Raw genomic sequence first — 3,551 nt, 5'->3', positions numbered from 1 at the left:
TTTTTTAATTGGTAACCTAAGAAGTTATGCGACTACCTATTAGATAGGGTAAAGTTTTTTGATTCTTCTGGCAAATCATTCTATTATCCAATTATCATAAGCGAAATACTAGGCTTTTTGTTATAATAAAGGGATAGATAATGCGAGGTTTAGCTAAGTAAGTTATTGCAATAAAGTCCTTTAATCAGCTTTATCTGGCATGAGAGGTAAAACAATTATGGCAAAATTAATTCCAGGTCGTATCCGTAATCAAGGAATTGCTTTTTATGAAGCAGGTGCGATTTCGATTATTTCTCAAGAAAAAATCGCACTACAAGCTAGTGTTGATGGGGTCGTCATTCACTATTCTTTGGATGATGAAGCTGTTACTTGTCAATGTGCTTTTTTCCATGAAAAGTCTTACTGCGAACATCTAGCTGCGATTGAATATTTTTTAAAAAACGATACTCAAGGGCAGGAATTAGCAGAAGAACTGGAGGAACAAGCTGAGATCATTGGAAAGGTTTCAGAACGTCAGTCATTTGGAAGTTTATTTTTAGATACTCTACAAATGAATGAAAGTAACGATGATGTCTTCAGCCTCAGTGCTGAGGGTCAGCAAAGTCTGTATTCGAATGAGATCTGGTGGACGCTTCGTATCCGTCGTTTGCCTGACCAGAGAAGTTATGTTATTCGTGATGTCAAGAGTTTTCTCAATCTTGTCAAAAAGGAATCCTTTTATCAAATTGGAAAGCATTATTATGAACCCTTATCATTTGGACAATTTGATGATGCTAGTCAACAACTGATTGAGTTTTTATGGCGTATAACACCTGAGACTTCTCAACAAGAATTAGCATTTTTATATCCCAATCATCATCGCCATCTTCTCTTATCATCAGGCTTCTTTGAGGAAGGTTTGAGTTTACTCAATCAGCTAGAAGCATTCAGTTTGGAAGTTGGTTTGAAAACCTACCATCATATAGATGTCACTTATCTTCAACCAGATCACCATCTCTTTGAGTTTGAAGTGGAAGTGCATCAGAAGGCTATTGAATTACGGGTCAGAGAAAGCAGTTATCAAGCTTATTTTGACAATCAATATCTTTTTACGAACGGTCATTTTTATTATTTGGATCGTAAACAACAGAAGTTGGTGAGTGCTTTGAAAACACTACCGGTTGCTGAGGATTTAACGAAGCACTTGTATTTTGATTTAGATGATCGGGATAAGTTGGCAGCAAGCCTTTTGGATTTTGCGCTTCTTGGATCAGTGGCTGCTCCTAAAACATTTGAACAAAGAGAGTTTAAACCGCTTTTTGACTTTGACTTACAAAGTGAGAATCGCCTTGTCTTACAAGCCAGCTTACAGTTTGATGACCTCGAGATTACCAGTAAAGCGCAACTGAAAGAGTTACCTTTTGCGGTGCATTACAAGAAAGAAGATAGACTTTTTCAATTGCTTGACAAAGAGGGATTTGGTCTTGATTTACATAGCGAGAAAGTTCTCTCATCTAGTGATGATTTGGTTAAATTCTTTCAAACAAGTCTTCCCAAGTTTCGCCAATTAGGAGCTGTTAAGCTTTCGGAACGTTTGGAAACGATGAGAGTGGTAGAACGTCCTAAAGTTAGAGTAGAGCGTCAAGGCGGACTCTTGGATGTATCCTTTGATTTTACAGAGCTAGGCGAAGAAGATGTTGACCAAGCCCTTCAAGCTCTCTTCGATAATCAAGCTTACTTTATTGCCCAATCAGGAAAAATGGTTGTCTTTGACCAAGAAACTCAAAAGATAAGTAAGTCGTTGGAAGAACTTCGAGCCAAGCCTATTCAAAATGGTCATGTCCAGTTGGATAGTATCACAGCCTTTCATTTATCAGAAACGTTTACGAGTTCAGAACAGGTCATCTTTTCTCAAGAATTTCAAGATTTAGCTAGAGATTTACGTCATCCTGAAGCATTTGATATCCCTGAGCTATCTATACAAGCTGAGTTACGTGATTATCAGCTCAGAGGCGTTCAATGGTTATCAATGTTAGATCATTATGGCTTTGGCGGTATTTTAGCAGATGATATGGGTCTTGGAAAAACATTGCAAACCATTGCTTTTTTAACAAGTAAATTATCAAAAGAGGGGCGCGTATTGGTTTTGGCTCCTTCTAGCTTGATTTACAATTGGCAAGAAGAATTCCATAAGTTTGCACCCCAGATTGATGTGGCTGTTTCCTATGGCTTGAAACCAGTACGTGACCAGATTATTGCTGAAAATCATCAAGTGACTATTACAAGTTATAGTTCATTTCGCCAAGACTTTGAAGCATATCAAGCCTTTGCCTATGATTATCTCATTTTGGATGAAGCTCAGGTCATGAAAAATGCCCAGACCAAAATTGCCCATTATTTACGACAATTTGATGTCAAGAATGTTTTTGCGCTCTCAGGAACGCCTATTGAGAATAAACTGTTAGAAATTTGGTCCATTTTTCAAATTGTCTTACCTGGTCTTTTGCCTAGCCAAAAAGCCTTTTTGAAACTAGACGCTAACCAGGTTTCTCGCTACATCAAACCCTTTGTCCTTCGCCGTAAGAAAGAAGATGTCTTACCGGAGTTGCCTGATTTGATTGAAATTACTTATCCTAATGAGTTGGCAGAAAGTCAAAAAGCGATATATCTTGCTCAGTTACGCCAAATGCAAGAACGTATTAGTCACTCCAGTGATTCAGAAATTAATCGTCAAAAAATTGAGATTTTATCTGGTATTACTAGATTGCGTCAAATTTGTGATACTCCAAGCCTCTTTATGGATTATTCTGGAGATAGTGGGAAGTTGGACAGTTTGCGTGAGTTGCTACTTCAAATTAGAGAAAATGGGCATCGTGCTTTGATATTCTCACAATTTAGAGGAATGCTTGATATTGCAGAGAAAGAACTTGAAACATTAGGGTTGAGCACTTATAAAATAACAGGGTCAACTCCAGCTAATCAACGTCAAGAGATGACACGAGCTTTTAACGCTGGTTCCAAAGATGCTTTCTTGATTTCTTTAAAGGCTGGGGGAGTAGGACTTAATCTAACAGGTGCTGACACGGTTGTTTTGATTGATTTATGGTGGAATCCTGCTGTTGAGATGCAAGCAATCAGTCGTGCACATAGGATTGGTCAGAAAGAAAATGTCGAAGTTTACCGCTTGATTACACGCGGAACGATTGAAGAAAAGATTTTAGAAATGCAAGAGAGCAAGAAAAATCTTGTCACCACTGTTTTAGATGGTAATGAAACGAGAGCGAATATGAGTATTGAAGATATTAAAGAGATACTTGGTATAGGTGTCGGCAGATTGAACATTTGTCAATGATGTGAGACCAAAAAGAGTTGTTTAAGAAGAATGTTTTGTTATCCTATCAGGAGCTAGCTCCTGATAGGATTTTTCTGATTTCGATAGGAGATTTCCAGCCTAAAGTCTGCATAGGTAGTCTGTTTGATTTGTAGAGATAGGCTTTCATTTGTTGAGGTCTTCGTAAGAGTAAAACTGGAGATGTTGGTAAAAACGTTCATTGTCATTGCGATGGCTACGC

1 protein-coding gene and 1 pseudogene are annotated in these 3,551 nt (G+C 37.9%); one reads left to right on the top strand and one right to left on the bottom strand.

The features are described 5' to 3' along the window. Positions 1 to 217 precede the first annotated feature (217 nt). Positions 218 to 3,331, top strand: coding sequence for a DEAD/DEAH box helicase (locus ACMZ6U_RS09780; RefSeq protein WP_416108253.1), 3,114 nt, complete (start codon positions 218 to 220; stop codon positions 3,329 to 3,331). 46 nt (positions 3,332 to 3,377) lie between these two features. On the opposite strand, the pseudogene ACMZ6U_RS09775 reads toward ACMZ6U_RS09780, so the two are convergent. Further along, positions 3,378 to 3,551 (bottom strand): annotated as a pseudogene (locus tag ACMZ6U_RS09775) (IS481 family transposase); the annotation flags it as partial.

Source organism: Streptococcus pluranimalium (assembly GCF_047785745.1).
In the GTDB taxonomy this organism is placed as follows: domain Bacteria; phylum Bacillota; class Bacilli; order Lactobacillales; family Streptococcaceae; genus Streptococcus; species Streptococcus pluranimalium_B.
Note: the sequence above shows the minus strand (reverse complement) of the source record. Positions and strands in the feature narration are given on the sequence as shown.

Coding starts and splice junctions, on each gene's coding strand:
- ACMZ6U_RS09780 (WP_416108253.1), top strand. CDS start 218: ATGGCAAAATTAATTCCAGGTCGTATCCGTAATCAAGGAATTGCTTTT.